This window comes from uncultured Shewanella sp., from assembly GCF_947495455.1.
Classification (GTDB): Bacteria; Pseudomonadota; Gammaproteobacteria; order Enterobacterales; family Shewanellaceae; genus Shewanella.
Window position 1 is genome coordinate 1 of record NZ_CANLZC010000107.1, and the last position, 19,404, is coordinate 19,404.

Genomic DNA, 19,404 nt, shown 5'->3' on the forward strand with positions numbered 1-19,404 from the left:
TGAGCTTATTATGGTTGTTTGGAGTATTTTACCTCAAAACCCTTGATGTGGCTGCTTTATATAAGGGGACACCTAAGTATTCCTCCCTAATCCCCGTGACACTTCAAACAGCAGAATCCAGCTGGAATTAAAAACCCTTTAAAAACATCAAATAAATATAGCTATAATCCCACCAGCAACCTTTTTACTTAAATAAGCCAAACTAAAGCCAAGTAAACATCTTCCACTCTTGGCTAAAATACAAATAATAAAAAGTGCTTATAAAAATAAAAATTTGAATATCATTAATAATAAACTGTTTTATTCATTATGACGCCTTTAATATAAAACACCCAAAATATAAATAAGCATTAATATAAATGATTAAATACAGAATAATGAAAAACAAGATGGTACCTAGACTCTCGATATAGTCGACTCGTGAATATAGAGTTAAGAGTATCGAATCAAGAATATCATCAATAACTCTCTTTCAAGCCATAGCAACTCACTCAACACCAATATGAACCAGAGGTTAATGAATTTCAACTTGATGATTAATTAACCCAACAAATAAAGAAAGAAGACATTTTAATCAATTAGTTATCCTAAAAAAGCGAATAATGGGTAACAAGCATCATTTATATTAACACAACAAAAACACAAATAAACAATAAAAAAACAAAAAACCACAAATATTAACCTTTGCTTTGTCTAAGCAAAAAAAAATGATAAGTGCAGAGATGTGTGCTATTTTGCTGTGCTTGTTTTTTATAAAAGATAATTTTACAACATTTAAAATAAGATAAATAAAAATGCTTCGAAAAAATATGAATGTTTATTACCCATAAAAATAATATCATTATAAGCGAAATTATTCGTATGCAATTTATTTCATTGCTTATAAAACATTCATATTTTGTTGAGCAATCACATTCAACCAAATACTAAAACCGTTCCATGAACGAGTCTAGGTTTGTAGTGAGGAATAACAAAATGTTAGAAACTATTGTTAATTTTTTAAACGATTTACTTTGGGGCAAAGTGTTAATTTATGGGCTAGTCGCAGCAGGCTTGTATTTCACCCTTAGACTAGCCTTCATACAAATTACTCATTTTAAACACTCTGCCCAATTGATGCTCAAAAGCCGTCAAGGTCCTACGAAAGAGGGACTCACATCCTTTCAAGTGTTTTGTACCAGTATGGCTGCGCGAGTCGGAGCGGGTAATATGGCCGGTGTTGCAGTGGCTATCAGTGCAGCAGGGCCTGGCGCCATCTTTTGGATGTGGCTCATTGCCATACTCGGTATGGCCACAGCCATGGTTGAGTCAACATTAGCCCAAGTTTATAAAGTTCGAGATAAAGACGGACAATTTCGCGGGGGGCCTTCATACTACATGGAAAAGGGTCTTAAAATGCGTTGGATGGGGATCCTTTTTGCTTTCTTCCTCATTATCGCCTTTGGGCTCGTGTTTAATGCCGTTCAAGCCAATACCATTTCAGGCGCCATGAACAGTATTTTCGATATTGCACCTACAACAGTGGGGATCACCTTAGTTATTTTTAGTGGGCTAATCATCATAGGTGGACTCAAAAAAGTCGCTAAAGTCTCCGAAGTCATTGTTCCAGTGATGGCTATTGGTTACATTGGTATCGCTTTTATTATCGTACTAATGAACATCAGTGAGTTACCTGCTATCTTCATGTTAGTGATCAAAAGCGCTTTCGGTGTTCAAGAGGTTGTTGCAGGCGGTGTAGGTTATGCTATTGCGCAATCTATGCAAGCAGGTATTGCCCGTGGCTTATTTTCAAATGAAGCCGGTATGGGGAGTGCAGCCAATATAGCAGCCAGTGCTTCACCTAATCCCAATCATCCAGCTTCACAAGGCTTTATTCAAATGATGGGCGTGTTTATGGATACTATTGTCATCTGTACCGCAACAGCAGCCATCATTTTATTAGCAGGTGATGTTGGCGCAGATAATGACGGCATTGCCATTACGATTCAAGCTCTGACAAACCATGTGGGAAGCTGGGGCGGCATTTTTATTGGGCTTGCCATCTTACTTTTCTGCTTTACGTCCATTATTGCCAACTATTCTTATGCGGAAACAAATGTACTATTCTTAACCCGCAATAACAAAAAAGCACTGCCGATCTTCAGAATATGCGTCTTAGGCATGGTGATGTTTGGCGCCATAGCAAAAATCAGTTTGGTTTGGAATTTAGCCGATCTGTCTATGGGCCTAATGGCAACCGTTAATATCATTGCATTACTCATGCTTTCTAAACTCGCAATTAAAGTCATTAATGATTATCGCTACCAATTAAGGGCTGGGAAAACCCCCACTTTTGATAGCAATCAATTTCCTGAACTAGCTAACCTCAAAGGGGACATTTGGAGTGGCACCCCTCACCCAGAAGAGATCACCTCAAGTGGTGACAACATCACTGAGCCTACCAAAGCCTAACGGCGCTTTCCTGTTTCATCTGTGTATATAAAACATAAAGCCACGCTCTTTGAGCGTGGTTTTATGTTAACATCATAATCAAACCATTAGCGCCTAGAGTTCAACAGTGAAAACAAACCTGATCACTCCCGAAGGATTTGACAAATTAACTAACGAATTAAATTACCTATGGCGAGAATATCGACCAGAAATTACCAAAAAAGTCGCGTGGGCAGCCAGTTTAGGAGATCGTTCTGAAAATGCTGATTATAAAGAAAATAAACGTCTTCTAAGGCAAATAGACAGTCGTGTTCGCTTTTTAAGAAAACGCATTGAAACATTAAATGTCATTCACCATAAACCTGAACAAAATGGAAAAGTCTTCTTTGGCGCTTGGGTTGAAATAGAAAATGATGATAAGGCAAGCATGCATTTTCGAATCGTAGGACCCGATGAAATTTATGGCCGCAATGATTACATTTCTATCGACTCCCCTATGGCGCGAGCTTTAATAAAAAAAGAAGTCGATGATGAAGCCATTGTTCAAACCCCCACCGGCCCACAAACTTGGTACATTAATCGTATTTCCTACAGTGATAGCTAAATCAATATAAAAATACTGAACAAGACCAACCCACTCTCATCAAGCTCATTTAATGATTAAATTAATTACAATTTATTCCTTTCTAATAACACTGTGATATATTAACAATGCTTTCATAGTGTTAATGATTGCTTTACATTTTGAATGACTATTATTCCTTTCATCATTCCTTAATACTAGACCGTCATCGACACAAAAAAACAGCTATATTACAAGAAGACTGCCTGCTATCTGCCCAAGCTATAACTTAATCGCAATGCAGTAACGCTAACGGTCAACATTCATTACAGTCGAATAAGGGACAAAGCATGGGACAAGAAACCTCTAAAATACTCATCGTAGATGATGACATGCGTTTACGGTCGCTACTTGAACGCTATTTAGTGGAACAAGGCTATCAAGTACGTGGTGCAGCCAATGCAGAGCAAATGGATAGATTATTAGAAAGAGAAAATTTCCATTTATTAGTCTTAGATTTAATGTTGCCCGGTGAAAACGGCTTATCCATATGTAAGCGATTACGTCAAGATGATGACCAATTACCCATAGTCATGCTAACAGCCAAAGGTGATGAAGTGGATCGTATTATCGGACTCGAATTAGGTGCCGACGATTATTTACCTAAACCTTTTAACCCAAGAGAGCTATTAGCGCGTATCAAAGCTGTTATGCGCCGCCGTGTCACTGAAGCACCTGGCGCACCAGCTCAGGAAGAAGAAGAAGTCCACTTTGGAGAATTCACCCTCAATCTGGCCACCAGAGAAATGATAAAAGATGGACAGTCTATTTCCCTTACCAGTGGAGAGTTTGCCGTATTGAAAGTACTGGTTAATCATCCAAGAGAATCCCTTTCTCGAGACAAATTAATGAATCTAGCGCGTGGCCGAGATTATTCGGCATTAGAACGATCCATTGATGTACAAGTATCCCGCCTAAGACGCCTTATTGAAAAAGATCCCGCAAACCCAAGATATATACAAACCGTGTGGGGATTAGGTTATGTCTTTGTGCCAGATGGTAGTGAACGACACTAAATGATGAAAGTTTCTTGGTGGCAACGTTTCATCCCCCATAGTTCATTTAGTCAAACTGTGGTTTTGATTGGGTGCTTGCTTCTCACCAATCAAATTGTGTCATATATTTCGGTCGCCATTTATTTTATTAAGCCAAGCTACCAACAAATCAATCAACTGATTGCACGACAGATAAAGCTACTCTTCATTGATGGCGTTGAAGTCGGTCGTGAACATTTAAGCATGGTCGATGCTCTAAATGCCAAAGTACGAAATGACGATGGTATTAAGATCTACAACCAAAAACAAGCAAGAGAAGCTGGTGTCAATAAAGCCACTTACTACAGTTACTTTTCATCACAAATGTCTGAATACCTAGATGGTCCAGCAGAAGTCCGTATCGCCCAAGGTGCCGAATTTCAAATATGGATCCGTCCTCCACAAGCACCTTCTATTTGGGTTAAAGTCCCTTTACAAGATATCAGCGAACAAAACCTATCACCATTAACCCTTTATTTAATGGTCATTGGCGCCTTAAGTGTTGCAGGCGGATGGTGGTTTGCTCGAAAGCAAAATTTACCTTTAAAACGATTACAAACTTCAGCCTTGGCCGTTTCTAAAGGTGAATTTCCAAAAGCACTCCCTTTAACAGGATCAAGTGAACTCATTGCAGTGACTAAAGCATTCAATCAAATGTCATACAGCATGGAACAATTAGAGCATGATAAGGCACTGTTAATGGCGGGTATTTCTCACGACTTGCGCACCCCTTTAACCCGTATACGTTTGGCTTCAGAAATGATAAATAGCCAAGATGAATATTTAAAAGAAGGAATAGCCCATGACATCGAAGACATGGACGCCATTATCAATCAATTTATCGATTATATCAGGCAAGATCAGTCTTCCAACTATGAAATAGCGCAAGTTAACGATATTATTAAAGATGTTGCTAATTCGGAACACAATAGAAACGGGATCATTGAAATCGATCTCGCCGACCTACCCAAAATCCCAATACAAATCGTAGCAATAAAACGCGTGCTCAGTAACTTTGTTGAAAACGCATTTCGTTACGGCAATGGTTGGATCAAAATAAGCTCCCAATTCGATGGCCAACGTGTCGGTTTTAGTATTGAAGATGATGGCACAGGCATAGATGAATCTCAAATACCTAAATTATTTGAACCCTTTATACAAGGTGACAGCGCCCGTGGCAGTATAGGCTCAGGCCTCGGATTGGCCATTGTTCGGCGTATCGTCGATCGGCATCAAGGCAAAATCGTACTCAGCAATCGTCCAGAAGGGGGACTTCATGCTCAAGTTTGGCTGCCTCTGGAATAGTACTTTATGGCATTATTTATTTTTAAATTCTTTATTAATAACTCTTTATTAACAATAGGTATTTATGATTGTTTTAAAAATACTATCCACAATATTTAAAGGCCCAGATCTTCTATATAGAAAAAATAAGGGCCTTAATTTATACCAAATAATAATTTTTCAAATCGTCATTTACTTTTAAATTCTGTAGTTATAGCTCCTTCAATACAGCTTTTTGAACCATCTAATTTTTGATTATTACTTTTTTGACTGGGACTCAAACCAACTCCAAGCATAACCACAGCTAAAGCAAGCCACTCCAATAAACTATAATTTTTCCCTTGAAATATTTCATATAAAGCTAACCAAATAAATGCCAAATTTGTTAGAACAGAAACCCTAGCAGAGGCTTCAGGGCTAGTTGCTGCTAGAGTAATCACTTGTATTCTTAAAGCTGCAATAGCTCCTACGGCAAGTACTGGCCACCAAGTAGGCGGTAATGGGGGCTGGATAATGCATAAAATAATTGCAATGATCACACATGAACACAGATTATAAATTGAATTTGTAGTCTTAGGGCTTTCTCCTTTACTTGATAATAAACCCAAAATGATAAAAGAAGCTGCATACGCTATAGCTGCAGAAAGCGCTAAAAGCTGCCCTTGATTGAAATAGCCAGCACTAGAATCACCGCTAACTAACAACATAGTTGCCACTCCAATAAAGGCAAGTAATGCACTTAATCGTGCTCTAAAATGAGTAACAGCATAAAAAGTTGCAAATATTGGGGCTGTATTTAAAATCATTGATGTCTCTGCCGCACTGGAACCTTCTGTACTCAAAGCTAAATAATAAGCACCAAATGCCCATAGACCCGCTACTAATCTTAAGCCATGCAATGACAAAGATGCAAGTGGAAGCTGTCTTGGAGGTGAAAGACAAATTCCGACTATATATTGCCCCATCAGTAGCCATAATGGATTTAACGACCCACTTTCAGTCGAGATAATTATTATCGCTGTTGCAGCTGAAAGTAAACTGGCTAAAATACCTAAAATTATGCTCTTCAATATCTTATTTCCAATAATATTCCATGGAAATGAAAACCAATACCACTCGAAAGTAAAATAACATAGCTTCCACTTGGTGGTTTATTCGTTATCAAACCAATCCAAGGATCTGCACCTCCAGCATGCCCATGTTCCGTTTGATTAATTCTCATTTGTGGAATTTTAAGTTTTTCAGCCAAAGGTTTAAAAATTTTTTGGTCTCCTTGATTGCAAAATATTTCAAAGTTATCTGTATTTGGGCATTCATTTAATAAATTATGTGTAATGCTAGCCCAAGCATTCAAATATTCTTCACTTAATTTTGGTTTTATTTCAACAGGTAAATTCCGTTTCACTATCCCATTTTCAGAACCATAGTACTGATGACAAAATGCACGTGTTTGTCCGTTGGTTGCAAGAATACGATGTCCTGTTTCTCCGTTACTAGACACCAGAAGAGCTACGGCGCCATCTGCAAATTTCCTCAATGCAAAGTGATTTGGCTCAGAAGAACTAATAGTTTTAGATAAATTATCCGCACTAATAACAAGTATTAACCCCTCCATATTAGAGGCTAATTCTATTGCCTGTCCCATAGCAGCACATCCAGCCGTGATATCAAAACTAGAACATGTTAACCCTAATCTTTCCCCTATAGCGGCCGCTGCACTAGGGAAAATATGACGTATACCTGCACTTGCAAAAATAATAGCCGATATTTGGCAAGTTTTAGGGAGTCTTTTTTCCATTACTTTTTTTGCGACATAAACCCCCATTTCGATTTCATCATAATAAGGTTCAACAGCTACTCCAAATTCATTTATTGTAGAACCTACATGCGTTGCAATAGACACAATACTTGCTTTCATCACTTAATATCCTACATCTTTTACAACGGTTCTAATAAGCCTTCTACGCTCACCACCGGAATATCCTGTTGCTGCATGTAAAACAACTCTATTGTCCCAAATTAGGATTTGCCCAGGTTTCCATTGATGCGACACTTGATCTCTTAATACTTCATCCAATAAATCTACATAATGTTTATGTTGATCTTTATCTAGGTTACCTTCTATATACAAAGGAGATAAAAACAATGTTTCATTTACCCTTGGATGCTTATAAACTAGAGGATGTTCAGCTTTGGGAAGATCTAAAAGAAGTTGTTTAAGAGTTTTCCCTACGTCTTCAGGCATAAATCGATATGTATTTCGTACAGCATGTAACATTTTATATTGTCTATAAATTTGTTTTTTATTTTCAGAAATACGTTTCCATGCCAATTGCGTATTGGCAAAAAGGGTTTCTCCTCCATTAGAAGGAACATCTAGTGCGTGCAACACAGTATACGCTGGAGGCTCTGTCAAGAAGCTACTATCTTGGTGCCAACCTTCCCCAAAACTAGGAGTTGCTGCGGTCATGCCATCACCAAAATTATCAAGTAAAGTCACTTCTTCTGGAAAAGATTCTGGACGATATTTTGATAACTTAAAAGGCAAAACCTTTCCTAATTTTTTCGATAATTGAACAAATTCTTCGGGTTCAAGTTTCTCCATCATATCTATGCAAACAACGCCATGGGTTGATACTAACTCGGCGGTAAGTTCATCAAGACTTATTCTTTGAATCATATGCATTCCTTTGCTTCTGTATATGTAGAGCGATTACCTACCGATAATACTTCCCCCGATAACACCCCATGAAGTGCTGTTACAAGACGATCAATATCTTTAATCTGATGGCCTACGGAAAGAGAAATACGAATAGCACCTTTACCACGAGCGATAGTAGGGTAATAAACAGGAGTAGTCACAAAACCATAATTATTAAGTAAAATTGCTGCCCCATCAATAGCCTCTTGAGGTCCAGAGAAAGGAATAACTCGATATGCAATTGGTGTTTCTCTTTGTTCTGTTACTATCCCAATTTGATCTAACGCAGCATCAAAACGATCTAATCGAATTTTTAATTGATGTTGTAAATGTTCATATTCATTAATATCTGCAAGCAAACGCATTGCTCCAAGAATAGCTCCTTGTGCTGACACATCTAAATTACAAGAAAACCTATCTGATACTGAAACAGATAACATATTTTGTGTAAAAGATTTAGGTGCAGACATAAAGCCACCAGCAGCCCCAAATGCCTTTCCGAGTGAGCCCGTTATGATCGTCCTATTGGTATATTTTTCCATAGTCTCCATTGCTTCACCTCTTCCATTTGTTCCGCGCATACCTACGGAGTGAGCATCATCAAACCATACCCAACCATTCTTGTTTTCATCAAGAAAATTTCCAAGTCCCTTAAAATCAGCAAAATTCCCCATAGAGTAGAGACCATCTTCAATTATGACTACTGGTCGTTTTGTTGTTTTAGCAAAAGCACTGGCAACTGCAGCTGTATTTTTACTTTTAATGATTCTTTTGGGATCAAAAGCACCTGCAATTGCAAACTGTACAGTTGCATGAACGTTCGGGTGTACTATAGCCGTTGCATCTAATTTTTTAGATGCCAGTCCTGCAGCTACAGCTATATTTGCCGATAATGTTGTAGGATAAAGTCGACTTTCCGCATCACCTGTTTTCATTTGAGATAATTTTTGAGTAATTTCATAAACCATTCCAGTACTCGCTCTAGCTGATGCTACACTGGAATGTAAAGCACCAAAATTACGAATGGCATCGATTGAACTATCAACAACTTCAGGTCGTACATTTAAAGAAAAAGGACTATTAGATAAACAATCTATAACCCATTGAGAGCCATTTTTTGTTTTTATTTCGATTTTACGGTTCTGTCCACAGCGAAGAACATTTAAACCATATAAATTATTTTCTCTTGCTTCAATATCATTAAGATTTAATGACTCATTTTGAACTGATATTAACTTAGACCAGTTAATTTCATGCGCTTTCATATATTAGCATCCTTGTTATAAAATATAATTTTCTAATCCATTATTGTTTATTAAACCGGTAAGATTTAATAAATTGTTCTTATTTAAAACCTGTTCATTCCTATTCATTTTCACATATTACATCCATGATAATTATCTATTTTCACCAAAAAGATAGATTCACAAAAGTATGATAATGAAAACTACCATACCCAACACAACATTATCACAGAAAACAACAATGTCTTTTTTTACAACAAATTATCGCAAACAACTTCACACTTTAACTAATTTACCACTACGCCAGACTCGACTTTAGTCTGATTAAATATTGACATTCAAACAGAAGATGTATAGTGAATCTGTCAACGATCGACTAAAAATATCATTTATTGAATAGAAAATTAGAATTTTACGCACAGTGATGACTTTATTTATCAGATATTCACTATTTAACAACTAATATTCTCTACCGGAGTTGTAGCCTAAATCTAAGAAACAACTTGGCCACCCTATGATCTTGTAAGTGCCAAAACGAAACAGACTACATGGGAAAATCCAAACGCAAAATAACTAACAGGAAAAGTATAACCAAGCATTGGTTGATTGAGATTTGATCACTTTTTAGCTAGATAAATCAGCCATCAATGCTTGGCATTACAAATGCCCATTATGGCTGCCGAGGTAGGGCTTTCGATTCCGTAATACAGTAATTAAAATCGCCCTCATGCTCAAAGGCATATCTATGTTGTCACTACGGGCAACTGAAGGCTTCATCAATTCTCCGTTTCGACTTATGAATGTACCCTTAGCGGGGCCGAATTTCACTTTTATAAGCAAGCGGACACAAGACTGTAGGTAGCCCCCCAAAAAGCGCCATTAAGGCGCTTGCTGTAATCCATTTTAATTGCTTACAATTCGGCTAAAACAGCTTCTGCTTTGCTCACTTCAAAGCTTTTAGGGGCTTCTACATTCAGCCTAATCACGACACCATTGTCTATCACCATGGCATAACGCTGTGAACGTAGGCCACCAAAACCTGCGGTATCCATCTCCAGCCCTAAGGCTTGAGTAAAACTGGCGTCACCATCTGCAAGCATCATTAACTCTGATGCATTTTGCGCCTTCCCCCAAGCGTGCATAACAAAGGCGTCATTAACTGACACACACGCTATAATATCGACCCCCTTTGCTTTAAATTCATCAGCTAACACCACAAAACCCGGTAAATGTGACTCTGAACAGGTTGGCGTAAAAGCGCCGGGAACAGCAAATAAAACCACTTTTTTATTGGCAAATAACGCTGTCACATCATGGTTAATCATGCCATCTTTGGTGAGTTCGCTTAAAGTCGATGTTGGCAGTTTTTGACCTATCGCTATCATGATTATCTCTCGCTCATAAAATTATCTCTAATGAACATGAATAATATAAAAGATCATCACAATATAATACCAAGATCCCACTTTTATTCTTAATGCAAAAAAGCCAAGCGTCAGCTTGGCTTTTTTCTATACCTGTATACCTGTAATCATTCAAGTAACCCAGGTAATTAGGGCCTAATATATCAATGATTAAAGAGACTTTAACCAATCAGTATTGAAAGACGTTGATCCCGATGTGAGGGTCACATATTTCTCTGTCGATTTAGCAGACCAACCAAAAATGGTATTGTCAGTAAATTTAATGTATTCCAGTCCCACTACCTCGGTGACTTTAAAGGTAAAATCACCACTGACATCATTTAAATTACCATACCACACGCCTTCAGCAGAATACTGTAACCCGTAACGAGAAATATCAGGCACAGAGGCAAATTTTGCCGTTTCAAATGTTTTTTGTGATACCCAATCACTTAACGAAGTGTACTTGCTTAACTCATAACTCCAGTTAGCATCATAACCGTCAGTGGTGGTCACTGCTTTCCAGTCAGATAAGTCGGTGCTTTGTGATTGGCTCTCTGAATAAGTCAAGGAACCACCTAATGAAGCTTTATCTGATACTGACGCATCAACCTTATAACTTACACCCGACGTAGTGCTAATACTACTGCTGCCATTAGCATTTTCAGGCGTACGTTTAAATAACGTCATGCCCGCATTCGTATCTTGGGACACGTCAATTTCTGGCTTAACGTATTTTAAGTAATAACCACGCTTAGAACCACTTGAATTATATTTCATGGTAGGATTTGCACTGCCATAAGGGCTGACAAACATAGTGGTGCCTGAGTCAGTCCTGTAAGCGGCATAAGAATAACCATGGATCACATTAAACACTAATGAATCATCATCATAGCTATAAACATTATTGGTAACGATCGCAGCATAGCATAATTGCTCGTCGCTGGATTCACTGGGGCATTCATAGCCGACTTCACCACCTGTGGTTGAGGTAGATGTGCTATACAAAGAATAAGAAGGGGTTAAGTAGTCATCTAACGTCTCGGTGACATTTGAGAACATCTCAGTTTTATCAGTCTCTTGAGTACTGGTTGATGCCGTTGATGCAGCACTTGCCAGTGCCACATAATTTGACACAGTGGCACTGTCACTGTCTTCTGAACTCGCACTATCGCTGCTGCTTTCAACATCCACGTTTTCCGTACGGAAAGTGCTGATCTCATCACTGCCATTAGTTTGCGGATTAATAATGACCACATCAGCATCAAAACTTAACGGCTGCTCAGCAACAGTCTGGGCATCCATGTTTTCCAGTACAATCAGCTTATTCAGCTTTTTAGCTTGAGCGATATAGGCATTCACTTCATCATTATCTGCAACGCCTGCTAAATCGGCATAAACAATATCCGCATTCGTGACTTGCTCATCAATGCTGCTGGTATCATTTTCATTCTCTGCATCACTGGCCACTAGGCTGCCATAATGAGATTCAAGAACCTGAGTCAAAGAACTTTGATTGCCCGTAATATTCAATACGGTTTTATTAAGCGTACTTGAAGTATCATCGGCATAAGCATTAATACTTAGCGCACTAATAAGAACACTCAATAAGGTCTTTTTGCTTATTATATTCATCATATCTCCAAACTTTATTATTTTTTATTGGGTATAACGTGGTTTAACGTAAAGTACATATTCATCTCATTAAGCAGCTTTACCTAGGCAGGCTTGACCTCCATTAAAGAAGAGCCGTGATATGAAAATCAACTTCCCGCATAAAAGTGAGATCATCTAGTTGATTAACTTATTTTTAGATAAGCTCATTTAGAATAATTATTCTTCTATCAAATAAAATATATATTTATCGCCAACACAGCCCAACATAATCAATTAATAGCAAGTCAACACATTGATATAAATAACAAAATAATTAAATGCAATCTTATGTAAAGACGCGAAAACAATCAGTTATTTTGTTTTTTTATTTAAAAAAAAACAAATATAGTTATAAAATTGTATAAAAACTTGATCTCATAAAATAAATAAAATAACTTTTATATATAAAAAATAAAAATAACAACTAATACCAAAGTCTCATATTTTACTTAAACAATATTCTTGACAAAGAAATAAGTAATATAAAAAGAAGAATGTCAACACGCTTAATCTTAATAAAAGTGCATCCAACGTAAAATAAAACCCATGACAGTGATAATCACTATTAATCACTAGGATTGAATAATAAAAATGTTTATTTTTCATTCAGACCGACATTCTATTTCACAAGCATTGAAAGATGATATCAAAAAATAAGCAACTAACAGCGAATCAATAATGGAAGCGATATTGGCTCTAAAAGAGAGAGCTATCAGCGACACTGGTTTTGTTCCATCTAGCTTTTTATAAACCATGGAACTGGGCAGACAGCTATTGCTCTTATAAAAAGTTCAATGGATTTATATAAACGGAAGAACAAATGTAATACAAAAGGATAGGAGTTAATTCTAATTTAAAAGCATAATCACACCTACGAGGGATAGCAGAATAAGTAAAAATCTGAACACTGGTGATAGTCAACAGATGATAATCAACAGCAATGGGAGAAGACACATTATGCTAAACCGATTATCAATATTTGCCGCCAGTTTTTGCCTCATCACATACACACTCACTAGTTATGCCACTGAGCCTAACTTTAAAGATACACAAACCTTATTAACAGGGGAAAGTGTACAGCATTTTGTGCTCAATGATCTTGATGGCGATCACCGCTTAGACATCATTTGGCAAACCCACGATGGCGACGTCAAATACAAGTTACAAGACAACCAAGCCTTAGTGAATTTTGATAGTCTTGCAGGGACTAAATGGTTACTGCGATACGACAACGATGATAATGACAAATACATCGATTTTTTTAACGACGGCGGCGTCATTGAAACCTATAGCGGCAGCCAATACAAAATCAACAGGATCACAGTGACCGAACTTAACCAATTAGAATTCTGTTCCGATGATTACAGTGGCCTACATCGTACCGATTGCAAATGGATCTACCGCGTGACTGAAATACTACCCAACATGATGAAAGGCATAGATGAACGTTTAGGGGAAGCTTGGACCGCGTATAAATTAGTGGCTGGATCATAACGCAGAATGGCAAAGAGCCACCGTGACATCGGTGGCTCTTCTATGGAGTTGTTCGAAATATATCAGAAAACGACCCCTTTCATTTCAGTTCACCACAGGCAAAGTGCAAATGGGTAAGAAGTGCACAGTTAAAATAGAAAGAAAACAAAAATATAAACGAAAGAGGTTAATTGTAATTATATTAACATATGTTAATATAATTGTTTTTTTGCAGTAGACTAAAAAACAATGACACGAAAACTATTAACGATCAGGTCTTTTTTATTATCAATTGTTGCGTTTATATTCTATTCAACATCATCAATAGCGCAAGCAGAAGATAAATATCTATGGTGTGATACTTGTGACACTGTCTCTAAATTAGAAACACAAGCCAAGCTGAATGCCGTAATTGGAGAAACCATTAACATTTATGTAATGGGTGTACCATTCAACCAAATGAAAAAATACGAAGTCACAAAGACTTTTATAGGTTACTTAGAAGTTGATAGCGGTGGCGAACCCGATGGACGTGGTGGCCACATGGGAACAATAAAAACCCCCAGATATTCACTAACGTTAACTGAACTCAACATAGAAAGCAGTAAAAAAACAACATTCAATGAGTTAGTTAGCGTAACAAAAGCGACAGAAGATTTATTACGAGCAAACCCAGTGCCGCCGGAAATAGCAGGAAGTGTATGGGAAATTGTTGGACAAAGTTATAAAGAAACCGAAATATCAAATTACTATAATGGGAATCATAGCCTGATAGAATATACAACGTTAAGGTTCACCATGATGGCACAACTCATGAACGTCCTTAATCCAGGAACAATGACCATAGAGTTCACTTTTAGCGATAATAGTAGTGCTGTCTTTACTATTTCTTATGCAAACAGTAATGGTGATTTAGTGTTGCGGTTTAAAGAGGGTGTCGACTCTAATGGGAATGTAGTTAAACCTGTTTTATCCAAGGGCACTTATGTATTTAAAGATCATGGCTCTTATCAAGCTTACCAAAAGGCATTAGGCGCACTAGGTGTACCTGTGGTGGACGGATCAGCCTCAACATCAGCAGGAAAGGTTGTCTGTTCTGGCGGAGGACAAATTTATACCTGCATATATACTTTCTAAACTAGAACGTTAAGTAACTGATAACACTTATCAGTTACTTAAAATTAGTTATCAATATTTCTTTTCTTTTAAAAGCAGCATACCCACATAAAACAAACCAAGTAGTGGCATCAAACCAAGAAAAAACCCTATTAAAGCAACAATCTTAGGATTGTCTGTACGTTTTTTTCCAAGTATATAACTCACTCCCCCAAAAATAACCATAAAAAGCAACAATGCCATTGCCATACTGCCTACCATATTGGCATTATACATCATGCTCTAATCCCTCTAAGTTGATAATAATAAAACCATATAACAAACAAATATTACATATTATTAATATACAAAGAAAGAAATTTAATAAATTAATTCAATGAAGATCATAATCGACAGCCATAAATAACAGAAATAATGTGTCGCTATACCGAAAGCTTAAACAGCAATTTTGTTATTTCAACCAAAGTATAAATTTATAGTGCTTTATGTACTAAAAGCGTGCATAAAATCGCTTCTTAACCTGACAAACCGCAAGACTCTTTGATTGATGTAATAGTAGCATGTTGTTTTGTTACAGATAAAATCGAGCATTTTTAATGCTCGATTTTTCAATAAGAAATAACCTTGAAACCTCCAATGTATATGGAAGATTAGCTCACCTTGCATCCCATTTTCTTTTGAGTTCGATAAAGCGTTCATTTTCACTTAAATCGATATCAGCTTTTATCATTTTCTCTAAATAATCTCCAATATCGTAAGGCCACTTGTTAACATCATCAGGTAATACGATGTTCAGAAGTAACAAAAGATCATTAGGGTATTTTTTAAGTATGTTTTCATCATTCAAGTAGATATGGTTAGCGCGATCTAACTTAGTTAAGAACGGAATGATTAGGTTCACGACTTCAGGGAACTGATCTTCTGACCAAAATGCAATATCACAAAAACGGCCAGATACAGCAGGAGATTTAGCAGCGAGCTGTTTAGGCCACACATTTGAAATAAGTTCTCGAAATGATTGCAACCATTGTTCTTTGTCTTCATTTTCACCAAATCTAGCCTGCCATAATACTCCACATCTAAAGTCATCACTTGCTTTAATCAATACGTCTTTTAATTCAAGATCAGATACCCACCTTTCATCCTCATGTTTAATTTTCCAAGCTGAATAAATTAATCCCACAATAGCATTTTGATGACCTAAACTTTCGATTTCTCCTGTGCATGCTAATTCAAGAATACTTGGCTTCAAAATAGTAAATAATTCTTTTCCCCTAATTCCTCTCCGTAAAACACCGTCCCAAAATGCCTGACGATCTTCTTCTACAGAAGAATTTAATACTGAAAGCAAGTACTTTTGAGTCCACTCTGGATCAATCGAAAAGCACCAACTTAATCTACTGGTAAGTATAACTATTGCATAACGATTTAAATTATTAGGTAAACTTAATAATTGGTTAAGCAATGACAAGAAATGTTCAGAAAAGCCTTCTCCAGATTCAAAAGTACAAGATTGCAATAGTGCACTAGTTAAATTTCCCGTTGGTGAGTTGATTGATTCCATTAACCAGTCGGGAGCTTTGCTACCTCTTATTATTGAAGACGCGCCAGAATCGGGCTGTATCGATATTGCATCAATTAATTTAGAAGCTAATTTACAATATGTGGCATGATAGTTGTCAGCAAGAGCCTTTGTGAACCTCTCAAACCAGTTTGATACTGAACGAAGTATTTTTACCAAGTCTATACTCGTAAAACGAGACAAACGCTCAGCAATTAATGCTATAAATCGGAGGGTATCATTCTTACGGGTTTCAGCGTAAAGAAAAGTATTCCAAGCCCAGTCAACAATGTTTCCTTTTTTTGCCGAATAAGTTAAAGCGTTGAAAGCTCTAATCGGCTTTGCTTGTGATAAACCAAGAAACGGATCTGATTCAGTTAAAAAATCAATCTGTCTTCCAGATAATTCCTTGGCTCTTTCAAGAATAGAAGCTAATGGCTCATCAACTAACAAAGAATACTCTGTATTTTTAGTAACAAAACCACCACTAACCTCGAGGGAACGTACTGCATCTTCTGCATGCTCAGGCTTCCATTCAGGCGCATCATTCCTTAATCTATCAATCGATTTTTCCGTATCTACTGTTAAATCACAACCATTTTGTTTAAGCCAAGTTACTCTGTCCAGAATATCCCTAGCTTTCCTCTCATTAAAATTGTCTTTCTCTTCCTTTGTCCAAGGATTAGGCCCTTGCAATATTCTATTTTCGATTGAGGTACGACTACATTGATCAAGTCCTTTCCATCTGGCAGCGAAAGCGAGAAGCAAGTCTCTAGCATGATATCTATCCCAAAATGCATCGTCTGAAAGTTGATTTAAAGTAACACTAATACTTTCATTCGGCACCAAACAGGTTTTCCCTAATGCCCAAATCCTTAACCTAGCAAAGATAGTACTGTCACCGTATGGCCACTTCAAAAGCTCCTTCAGAGCAGCATCCAGATCAATCGATACTAATTTCTCTAAGTAAGAAACAAACAGCAATACCCATGCTGTTAAACCATGAGTTCGACTATACGGATCCTCTGTATTTTTATCGGGTGTTAACGAACAGCTCAGATTCAGGCCGTATCCCCCTATTTCGTTTTCGAGTTCAACAGCAATCTCAAGATTGCGTCTCAAAATTTCAACGGTACAAATTATCCACTCATCAGGAATTTCTAGCTTTCTAGGTAATTCTGGGTAATGCACATCTAAACGAATTAAGTCTTTTAAACTAATCTGATCCCGATTAATATCATATGAGATGCGGTAAGGAGGGTTAACCGTGATATATGGCTTAGTAACCTGTGCAAAATGCCGTAATTTTCTGGGACACCAGCCATTGTTCTTTACAACTCTTTCCAAAGCAAACCAATTGAGTTTTCCCCTTTTATCAATTTGTTCAAAGCTATCCAAAATGTAGCCCCATGCCTGATTGAATGTACTATCCATATTTTGAGAATGACGCTCAAATTTTGACTTAAGTACAAACTGAACTCTAGGGTGAAAACATCGCTGCTTCGTAACCCACCAGATTACTTCTGGCTGTCCTGCCACTCTGCTTAACCAATATGTTAATATGTCGAGCCTTTGAGGCAGGGTAGGTAACTGAGAGAATTGGGAATCCCCCCCTCTAAATCTGATAACATCTTGTCCTTGTAATCCTTTCATATCATGTGAATTAGACTCAAAAGCATCCCATGCATCTTCGGGAACTTCACGTTCATTATAAACATCATCAGGATCAACATGCTGTGGTGTATGATCTGAGTCCAGAGAGTAAAAGTGAAATGGATCTACATCATCAGCTGGGCTTTCTGCTCTGAATAAATTCTTACGAGGAGTTTCATATCTCAACTTAGAATCAAACACATGAAGCCAAGTAGCAGGAGCTAATACTTCACTATTAGCAAACTTTTTTGCGCCTTCGATTGTAGAAACAATATGCGCAATCTGACCGCGTTCAAAGGGCTGTAAGAGGTGAGGTCCCTCTTTTGCTTTAGCGATAATTCCTCGATACCATGCATCCGGATCAGAGGCTCGCTCTGCCCAAACTTCCAGAGTATTCCAAAGCGCAATATGGCCATTTGTGTCATCATATGCAATCGCCTTTACTCCTTTATGGTACCACTTTGAGCTGGCGTAGCTTTCATCACCAGATTGAAATGCATATATGTCGTTAAGATAATTTGAGTTTTTATTGAGTGCTTCTAACAGATACTGAATTGGTGGATCGTCCGCAGAATAGCCTACAAAAACTACGACATATTTTTCCAATATCCCTTTGACAAATGAAGTAGCCCAACCATTAGCCAAGTAAGCATCTCCAAATTCAGAACTTGATAGGACGAAATGGTTGCTTACAGCACCTGTACCATCCTCGTTTACTTTTCCATGAAGATATACTGTGCCATTGAATTCATTTGAATGATTAAGATCAGGTAATCTTGGGGGAACAAAGGTATGTATATTTGGTTGGCAAAGATCAAATAAACAGTCAAAGTTAGTTGTCACTAAACGTACTAAGCCATCCTGCGTTGTAGCTAATTTAAGCATCGTTTGGTGGGCACTGAGATCAACTTTACCTTCAGGCGTGAGAGCCTTAGCAACTGATTTATATATATCTCTCGTTAAGAACTCTCGCTCCAGCAAGCCAAATATTCTATCAGCCGAAACTACTCCTTCTACTCCAGTACTATTGGTTATTTCTTTGGCAGCATCTATGAGCTTCAAGGCAGGACTGCTTGCTTCTACACCAAGCTCTAATGTTACAGATGAAGCGAGCCCAAAAAAGTCGGCAAAACCCGCTTTTGCTCTCGAAACGGCGTTGTTGCTTAAATCTAAGGAACCATTTGGTCATTCTGTGATCTGATCTTGTCAGTACGAAAACGAGACAGA

General features: G+C 37.5%; 14 protein-coding genes and 1 pseudogene. 7 read left to right on the forward strand and 8 right to left on the reverse strand.

Annotated elements, in window-relative coordinates:
• The first annotated feature begins 975 nt into the window (after window positions 1-975).
• From Q0791_RS20555 to envZ, 4 genes are all read left to right on the forward strand, one after another.
• Window positions 976-2,451, forward strand: coding sequence for a sodium:alanine symporter family protein (locus Q0791_RS20555; RefSeq protein WP_299010621.1), 1,476 nt, complete (start codon window positions 976-978; stop codon window positions 2,449-2,451).
• 106 nt (window positions 2,452-2,557) lie between these two features.
• The gene (gene greB / locus Q0791_RS20560) at window positions 2,558-3,034 is read left to right on the forward strand and encodes a transcription elongation factor GreB (RefSeq protein WP_299010624.1); all 477 of its coding nucleotides are present in this window, start codon (window positions 2,558-2,560) and stop codon (window positions 3,032-3,034) included.
• Between the two features lie 308 nt (window positions 3,035-3,342).
• On the forward strand, window positions 3,343-4,068 hold the full coding sequence (gene ompR, locus Q0791_RS20565; protein WP_299010626.1) for a two-component system response regulator OmpR: 726 nt from the start codon (window positions 3,343-3,345) through the stop codon (window positions 4,066-4,068).
• A 3-nt stretch (window positions 4,069-4,071) separates the two neighbouring features.
• On the forward strand, window positions 4,072-5,391 hold the full coding sequence (gene envZ / locus Q0791_RS20570; protein ID WP_299010655.1) for a two-component system sensor histidine kinase EnvZ: 1,320 nt from the start codon (window positions 4,072-4,074) through the stop codon (window positions 5,389-5,391).
• A 167-nt stretch (window positions 5,392-5,558) separates the two neighbouring features.
• Here the strand turns inward: envZ and Q0791_RS20575 are convergent, their stop codons facing one another.
• The 4 genes from Q0791_RS20575 to Q0791_RS20590 are packed head-to-tail and all read right to left on the reverse strand — an operon-like array spanning window position 5,559 to window position 9,336.
• On the reverse strand, window positions 5,559-6,440 hold the full coding sequence (locus tag Q0791_RS20575; protein WP_299010628.1) for a hypothetical protein: 882 nt from the start codon (window positions 6,438-6,440) through the stop codon (window positions 5,559-5,561).
• Window positions 6,437-7,288: a hypothetical protein gene (locus Q0791_RS20580; RefSeq protein WP_299010632.1), complete on the reverse strand. Its 852-nt coding sequence runs from the start codon at window positions 7,286-7,288 to the stop codon at window positions 6,437-6,439. The genes Q0791_RS20575 and Q0791_RS20580 overlap by 4 nt, the downstream gene beginning before the upstream one ends.
• A gap of 3 nt (window positions 7,289-7,291) precedes the next feature.
• Window positions 7,292-8,050 carry a TauD/TfdA family dioxygenase gene (locus tag Q0791_RS20585; RefSeq protein WP_299010635.1) on the reverse strand — a complete coding sequence of 253 codons (759 nt, stop codon included), beginning with the start codon at window positions 8,048-8,050 and terminating at the stop codon, window positions 7,292-7,294.
• Window positions 8,047-9,336, reverse strand: coding sequence for an aminotransferase class I/II-fold pyridoxal phosphate-dependent enzyme (locus tag Q0791_RS20590; RefSeq protein WP_299010638.1), 1,290 nt, complete (start codon window positions 9,334-9,336; stop codon window positions 8,047-8,049). Before Q0791_RS20590 ends, Q0791_RS20585 begins: the two co-directional genes overlap by 4 nt.
• 527 nt (window positions 9,337-9,863) lie before the next feature.
• Here Q0791_RS20590 and Q0791_RS20595 point away from each other — a divergent pair.
• A pseudogene (locus Q0791_RS20595) lies at window positions 9,864-10,165 on the forward strand (transposase); the annotation flags it as partial.
• Window positions 10,166-10,226: 61 nt separating this feature from the next.
• On the opposite strand, the gene Q0791_RS20600 reads toward Q0791_RS20595, so the two are convergent.
• Together Q0791_RS20600 and Q0791_RS20605 are read right to left on the reverse strand one after the other, a co-directional pair.
• Complete coding sequence (locus tag Q0791_RS20600) at window positions 10,227-10,700, reverse strand: peroxiredoxin (protein ID WP_299010641.1); 474 nt, start codon at window positions 10,698-10,700, stop codon at window positions 10,227-10,229.
• A 189-nt stretch (window positions 10,701-10,889) separates the two neighbouring features.
• Window positions 10,890-12,356, reverse strand: a complete 1,467-nt coding sequence (locus Q0791_RS20605) for a hypothetical protein (protein WP_299010644.1) — start codon at window positions 12,354-12,356, stop codon at window positions 10,890-10,892.
• A gap of 975 nt (window positions 12,357-13,331) precedes the next feature.
• Between Q0791_RS20605 and Q0791_RS20610 the strand changes: the two genes are divergently transcribed.
• Both Q0791_RS20610 and Q0791_RS20615 read left to right on the forward strand, forming a co-directional pair.
• Window positions 13,332-13,868, forward strand: a complete 537-nt coding sequence (locus tag Q0791_RS20610; RefSeq protein ID WP_299010646.1) for a hypothetical protein — start codon at window positions 13,332-13,334, stop codon at window positions 13,866-13,868.
• Between the two features lie 228 nt (window positions 13,869-14,096).
• Window positions 14,097-14,984 carry a hypothetical protein gene (locus tag Q0791_RS20615; protein WP_299010649.1) on the forward strand — a complete coding sequence of 296 codons (888 nt, stop codon included), beginning with the start codon at window positions 14,097-14,099 and terminating at the stop codon, window positions 14,982-14,984.
• A gap of 51 nt (window positions 14,985-15,035) precedes the next feature.
• Here Q0791_RS20615 and Q0791_RS20620 read toward each other — a convergent pair whose 3' ends face one another.
• Window positions 15,036-15,242, reverse strand: a complete 207-nt coding sequence (locus tag Q0791_RS20620; protein ID WP_299010651.1) for a hypothetical protein — start codon at window positions 15,240-15,242, stop codon at window positions 15,036-15,038.
• A gap of 376 nt (window positions 15,243-15,618) precedes the next feature.
• The gene (locus Q0791_RS20625; RefSeq protein ID WP_299010653.1) at window positions 15,619-19,239 is read right to left on the reverse strand and encodes an SIR2 family protein; all 3,621 of its coding nucleotides are present in this window, start codon (window positions 19,237-19,239) and stop codon (window positions 15,619-15,621) included.
• Window positions 19,240-19,404 lie beyond the last annotated feature (165 nt).